Below are 6,680 nucleotides of genomic sequence, written 5' to 3'. Positions count from 1 at the left end.
ACTTACCCGAAATCTGATTTATTCAACAAAGCCCGGTAGTGATTAAAAAGCGTTGCTATTCTGTCAGACCTTGTTTTTTATATAAGGATATATGTCATGATAAAACTGTATGGCCATGGAGTATGTATATCACACCAGCATGGTATTATCCCTGTTGGTCATCCTTCCTTCCCGGTGGACAAGCAGGAGGCGCGTAAAGGCACGATTTCGTGGTCGATCCTCTCCGCCCATAATACTTCAGGCGATCACCGCAAGTTAAAAATAAAATTTGATTGTATGGCCTCACACGATATTACATTTGTGGGGATAATCCAAACCGCTAAAGCGTCTGGAATGCAGCGTTTTCCACTGCCTTACGTATTAACTAATTGTCATAATTCGCTATGTGCCGTCGGCGGTACCATTAATAGTGATGATCATATATTCGGTTTATCTTCGGCCAGAAAGTACGGCGGGATTTATGTTCCGCCGCATATTTCCGTTATTCATCAATATATGCGCGAGATGATGGCCGGCGGTGGCAAGATGGTGCTGGGCTCGGACAGCCATACCCGCTATGGCGCTTTAGGGACGATGGCCGTCGGCGAGGGGGGCGGCGAGTTAGTTAAGCAACTGCTGGGAGGGACCTGGGATATTGATTATCCCGAGGTTGTTGCGGTGTATTTGACAGGTAAACCCAGCCCTGGCGTGGGGCCTCAGGATATTGCCCTGGCGATAATTGGCGCGGTGTTCCGGCGCGGTTATGTGAAAAACAAGATAATGGAGTTTGTGGGACCGGGGGTGGCGACAATGTCTACCGATTTCCGCAACAGTGTTGATGTCATGACGACGGAGACCACCTGCTTATCGTCTATCTGGCAAACCGATGAAGAGACTCGAAGCTACTTGCGCGTTCATGGCAGGGAGCAAGACTATTGTTCGCTCTCAGCATCCGATATGGCTTATTACGATGGTTGTATAGAAGTCAATTTAAGCGCTATCAAACCGATGATCGCCTTACCTTTTCATCCCGCCAACGTCTATGAAATTGATACGCTGAAGGAGAACTTGCCGGATATTTTGCATGATGTCGAAATGGAATCCGAAAAAATTTCGCTTGGGCGCGCAAAACTCTCCCTGCTGGATAAAGTCGAAAAGGGTAAGCTCCGGATCCAGCAAGGAATTATTGCCGGTTGTGCTGGCGGAAATTACGTCAACGTAGTTGAAGCGGCAAATGCCTTAAAGCATCACTCCTGCGGCGACAACGTTTTCTCTCTCTCGATATATCCCTCATCCCAGCCGGTGCTGATGGATCTGACCAAAAAAGGGATAACGACCGATTTATTAAGCGCTGGCGCGATTATGCGTACCGCATTTTGTGGGCCCTGCTTTGGCGCAGGCGACACGCCTATGCATAATGGATTGAGCATTCGCCATACAACGCGCAATTTCCCAAACCGGGAAGGTTCAAAACCCGGAAATGGGCAAATGTCGGCTGTCGCGTTGATGGATGCCCGCTCAATTGCGGCGACGGCTGCCAACGGTGGTATTCTGACCTCGGCGTCAGAGCTCGATTGCTGGGAGAACATACCGCAATATGAATTTGACGCTTCACCTTATAAAAACCGTGTCTATCAAGGCTTTATTAAAGGCGCATCCCAGCAATCGCTGATTTATGGACCCAATATAAAAGACTGGCCGGAAATGAGTGAGTTAACGGAAAATATTCTCTTAAACGTTACCTCTAAAATCATGGATCCGGTGACGACTACTGACGAGCTTATCCCATCGGGAGAAACCTCATCATTTCGCTCTAACCCCTCAGGACTGGCGGAGTTTACCCTCTCACGGCGCGATCCGGGCTATGTTGGCCGCAGTAAGGAGATTGCCGCTCTGGAACAATTGCGCGTCGCGGGGGACAATCCTTGCAGGCTGCATCCTGAACTTGAGGACATCTTTACCCAAATCCGCCAGCTGCCGGGACAGGAGAGCGTCACCCTGCAGCAGACGGAAATAGGTAGTATGGTTTATGCGATAAAACCGGGCGATGGTTCAGCACGAGAACAAGCGGCCAGCTGCCAGCGCGTGCTGGGGGGGCTGGCAAATATTGCGCAGGAATACGCCACGAAACGTTATCGTTCGAATGTGATTAACTGGGGAATGCTGCCGCTGCAAATGAAAGCCTTACCCGAATTTGAAGTGGGGGATTTTATCTTTATTCCGGGCATAAAATCCGCCTTAGACAGCGAGCTGGGTCATATTACCGCGTTTGTCATTAGCCGCGAGCGCCCCATAAAAGAGATCGCGCTTTACATGGAGGGCCTGACCTCATCAGAGCGGGAGATTATTAAGGCAGGAAGCCTGATTAATTATAATAAATCACGCTTAACTTCCCACCATCAGTAAACGATAGTCCTCATTAAGGTAATAAACGGGGGTGATATAGCATCCCCGTTTTTATTCATAGCGGCTTATCCGTGATTTTCGAACGTTGCGCTATGGCTGTGCTGCCTGCAGTCGGCTTCATCTTCTCGCTAAGATAATCAATCATTGCCCGCATTCTGGCGGGCATGTGCTTATTGCCCGACCACAGTAGCCAGAGCTGGCCGGAATAGCGACTGATAAACTCCCATTCCGGTAAAACCTGCACAATCTCGCCGTTCGCCAGCGCCTCACGGGCGGTAAACAACGGCAGGCTGCCGATACCCAGATTTTGCTTCACGGCATCAAGGCGTACGGCGGTGTGGTTTGCCGCGTAACGACCGTGGGTCTGGATAGTCTCCGTTTTGCCGTCGCGGCGAAACTTCCAGCGCGAATCGGCGGGCGTTTCCCCAAGGCTGATACAGCTATGTTCGCGCAGATCCTGCGGCGTTCGCGGTCTGCCATATTGCGCCAGGTAGCCGGGCGTCGCACAGACGATATGGCTGACGGACAGCAAAGGCTTACCGTGCAGCCCCGGCGAGGGCGTATGGGTGATGCGCAGCGCCAGATCGATACCGTCATCGATAAAATCGAGAACCCGATCTTCAAGGCGCAGACAGACGTCGATCTTCGGGTAGCGGCTAAAAAACTCCAGCATCAGCGGATGAATGACAAACCGTCCCACGGCTTTCGGCACGCTTAGCGTGAGCTTACCCTGCGGCACCGCCTGGGCGCTGCCGGCGGAATCCATGGCCAGACGCGCCGAGTCCAGCATCTCCAGCGCATGTTCATACACCGTTTTCCCGGCATCGCTAAGGCGCAGCTTGCGCGTGGTGCGATGCAGCAGCTTGCAGCCCATTTCCTGCTCCAGCCGCGAGACGCTGCGGCTAATGGCGGAAGGCGTCGCGCCTGTCTGGCGCGCGACGGCGGAAAAGCTGCCCTGATCGACAATCTGCACGAACAGGGCGAGATCGGGCAGTAAGTTCAGATTCATTTGTGCTTCCAGAGCAAAATTGCATTGATGATCGGCGGGATTATCGCTGTCGTTAATATCAATATACTGTCCTGACTGAGGGGAGGACAACCATGACTGAACGACTTTATTACACCAGCGATGCCACTGAATGCCCTGCGCGAGTCGTCAACTGCCTGGGCGAAGCCGATGGCCGCTATGCCATTGAGCTGGACCGCACGCTGTTTCATCCGCAGGGCGGAGGACAGCCAGCGGATCGCGGCTGGATTGGCGAGCTTGCGGTCGAGAGCGTTGCCGCGCGCGGCGAGAGCATCGTGCATATTGTTGCGCAGCCGCTACCCTCCGGCGAGGTGGCGATCCGGGTGGACGCGGACGCAAGACGGCTGCACGCTCGGCTACATTCCGCCGGGCACCTGATTGGCCAGGCCGGAGAGCGCTTTGGCTGGCGGCCGATTAAGGCGCATCACTGGCCGGGAGAAGGGCGCATCACCTTTGCCGCCGGGACGAACGCGTCACTGCCCGAAGCCAGCGCCCTGCTGGCGCAGATCGAAGGATGGCAGGCGGAGGATTTACCGCGTCGGATCTCTTTTGCCGAAGGTCTGCGCAAGGTCGGGTTCGGCGATATGCCGAGCTATCCCTGCGGCGGCACGCACGTGGCCAGCCTGTCAGAACTGGGAGAGGTCGTCATTACCCAGGTGAAGATGAAAAAAGGCCAGATGATTGTTAGCTACGCTATAGCGTAAACGAATAAAAGGAGATGCATGCTAAACAAAGCATCTCCGCGATCCTTAAACGTGCTCACTATTTTTGCCGTGATAAATCCGCTCCGGTCTGCCGACTTTACCGTAGCTTATTTCGGCCTCAAGAAAATCGTTTTTGACCCCTTGCTCCAGGTAGCGGCGGGCAGTGGTTTTGCTGCTGCCGAGGATACGCGCAAGGGAGTCTGCGGTATGGACGATCCCCGGGTCGGTGAAGAGCTGTAATACGCGGTTAAAGGTGCTTTCATCGATTCCGCGCAGAGCGGTGCCGGCGGCTTCCGCGTGCTCTTTGGCCTGGATATTGAAAAGGGCGTCAACGTGGGTCTGGCTCGCCTGCTCGCTCGAGCGCAGGGAGCTGCGATAGCGGGCAAAACGCTCGAGCGTATGCTGCAATCGCTGATAGTGAACCGGCTTAATCAAATAATCGAAAACGCCCATCCGCAGGGCTTCGCTGATGGTATCCATATGGTTGTCGGCGGTGATGAAAATGATACGTCCTTTATAATTGATATTGACGGCGTGACGGATCAAATCGAGGCCTTTGCCATCGGGCAAAAAGTTATCCAACAGAATCAGCTGGGGCTGATAGAGACGAAGCATTTTTTTTGCGCTTTCCAGCTTATCCGCAATGCCAATGACTTCGAACTGGGGAAATTGCTTGATGGTATCCACCAGAATTTCCGCCAGCATAGGTTCGTCTTCAACGATGAGAGTTGTGATGCTATCCATGGTGTTCATCTCGGGTCAGGGGGATATAAAGAGTAAAAATAGTGCCAAAAGGGATGTTGTCGTCGACGACGATATTGCCGCCCGCCTGCTCGACGTAGCTGCGTACCAGCCATAGCCCGATACCGTGATCGCCGCTGTCGCTGCTGGTGACGCCGCGCTCAAAAATACGATCGCGCAGCGATTCATCAATTCCGCAGCCCTGGTCGGCGATCTCGACGATCGCTTCGCCGCCCTCGCTGTTGATCAGGCACTCGATCTGCTTCGATCCTGCCGGCTGACGTAAGGCGGCATTGTAGGCATTGTCCAGCAGATTACCGACGATCGAGATCCACTCATTATGAGAAAGCGAGGAGGGGAGGGTTTCCACGTGACAGGCGGGATCGAAGACCAGCTCTAATCCGAGCTCTTTGGCGCGGTAATATTTGCCGATCAGCAGCCCGGCAAGATGGTTCACTTTAAAATTACGGGCGATAAAATCGAGAACTTTCTGGTGGCTTTCAGACTGCTGCTGAATGAGATCCAGCGCGTTATCGTAGCGTTTCAAAAACAGTAGCCCGGCAATGGTGGAGATCAAATTGCGGTGCTCGTGTTGCACGGCGCGAAGGTTATCTGCATACTGCTGGACCTGGCTGAGCTGCAGGCTCAGGGTGTTGATATCGTCTTTACTACGAAAGCTAATGACCCATCCCTGGGGCTCGCTATTGAGCGTGACGGCCATGCGGCTGGCGATCACTTTGATCTGATTAAAGGTGACAATTTCGTCTTTTTTATTTGTCTGCGGCGCGTCATAAAAGAACGTCTCCTGAGAGATCACGCTGCTGATGCTTTTGCCAATCAGGATGGTTTCCGGCTGGCTGAGGTTTAATAATCTCCTTGCGGTTTGGTTGATGGCGGTAATTCGGTAGTGAGAGTCAATGGCTATCAGTCCCTCAAAGACCGATTCAAACAAGACGCTTTGCTGGATAAGCAGCTGTGATAGCTGCTGCGGCTCCATATTCAGCATCTGTTTTTTGATATGCAGCGAGAAGCGTCGGGCGCAGTAGAGCAGCAGGAGCAGCATGATCGCCATCGGGATCATCAGCGATCCGATTTGCAGACTCAGCCAGTTCTCTAACTGTTCGATGGTGTAGCCCACCGAGACGATGCCGATCACTTTCCCGGTGCTGTCCTGGATCGGCGACTTACCGCGCAATGAAGAGCCGAGCGATCCTTTACGCACCGACACGTAGCTTTTAGCGTTATACAGCGCTTCGTCGCTGTCTCCGCCTTCCATATATTTGCCGATCTCATCCGGATTCACGTGATACAGACGCTGGCCTTTTGCATCACCGACGGTGATGTAGGTGGCATCGGAAAACGATCGCATGGGGTCGATAAGCGCTTTAATTCGCGCCAGATCGTGCTTTTCGACCGCCTCTACCAGCTCAGGCATGGCGGAGATCTGCATCGCCTGGATCAGCGCGCGCTGGCCGACCTGATAATGCAGACGCTCTTCCGTGATGCTGGTGAGATACCATGACATCGCCAGCATCACTATTGTCGAGGTAAACAGGATCAACAGGAAGATGCGGTTCTGGAACGAACGTCGGGCAAACCAGTGCGTGATTTTTCGGCTAAACATTGGGCGAATTGACATCAAAAGGCCATTTTCTCTTTTTTAGCGACCGACGGCGCGGAATCGGCCCACAGTTTTATGGATTTCAGAACACATCCAGATGGAATACGACGTTTTACGTATCCCGGGCTTGCGGTTGATGCCTTACCCGGCTACGGGTTTACAGCCTTCTGCGATCCGGTAGCCCGGACAAGGCGCGTTAAGC

At 53.3% G+C, this 6,680-nt stretch carries 5 protein-coding genes; 2 read left to right on the top strand and 3 right to left on the bottom strand.

All coding sequences use genetic code 11. The features are described 5' to 3' along the window. Positions 1-96: 96 nt before the first annotated feature. Positions 97-2,385, top strand: a complete 2,289-nt coding sequence (locus HMPREF3178_RS05280) for a hydratase (protein ID WP_017145017.1) — start codon at positions 97-99, stop codon at positions 2,383-2,385. A gap of 55 nt (positions 2,386-2,440) precedes the next feature. On the opposite strand, the gene HMPREF3178_RS05275 is transcribed toward HMPREF3178_RS05280, so the two are convergent. Further along, complete coding sequence (locus HMPREF3178_RS05275) at positions 2,441-3,394, bottom strand: LysR family transcriptional regulator (RefSeq protein ID WP_004110488.1); 954 nt, start codon at positions 3,392-3,394, stop codon at positions 2,441-2,443. Between the two features lie 92 nt (positions 3,395-3,486). Here HMPREF3178_RS05275 and HMPREF3178_RS05270 point away from each other — a divergent pair, with 92 nt between their 5' ends. After that, positions 3,487-4,116 (top strand): alanyl-tRNA editing protein, encoded by a 630-nt coding sequence (locus HMPREF3178_RS05270; protein WP_004108297.1) that lies wholly within the window; start codon positions 3,487-3,489, stop codon positions 4,114-4,116. Positions 4,117-4,161: 45 nt separating this feature from the next. Here HMPREF3178_RS05270 and HMPREF3178_RS05265 read toward each other — a convergent pair whose 3' ends face one another. Both HMPREF3178_RS05265 and HMPREF3178_RS05260 read right to left on the bottom strand, forming a co-directional pair. Then, on the bottom strand, positions 4,162-4,860 hold the full coding sequence (locus HMPREF3178_RS05265) for a citrate response regulator transcription factor CitB (protein WP_004108295.1): 699 nt from the start codon (positions 4,858-4,860) through the stop codon (positions 4,162-4,164). Next, positions 4,853-6,481 carry a citrate sensor histidine kinase CitA gene (locus HMPREF3178_RS05260; RefSeq protein WP_004108293.1) on the bottom strand — a complete coding sequence of 543 codons (1,629 nt, stop codon included), beginning with the start codon at positions 6,479-6,481 and terminating at the stop codon, positions 4,853-4,855. Before HMPREF3178_RS05260 ends, HMPREF3178_RS05265 begins: the two co-directional genes overlap by 8 nt. Positions 6,482-6,680: the final 199 nt, after the last annotated feature.

This window comes from Klebsiella sp. HMSC09D12 (assembly GCF_001808475.1).
Classification (GTDB): Bacteria; Pseudomonadota; Gammaproteobacteria; order Enterobacterales; family Enterobacteriaceae; genus Klebsiella; species Klebsiella oxytoca.
This window is presented reverse-complemented; position numbering and strand designations above follow the sequence as displayed.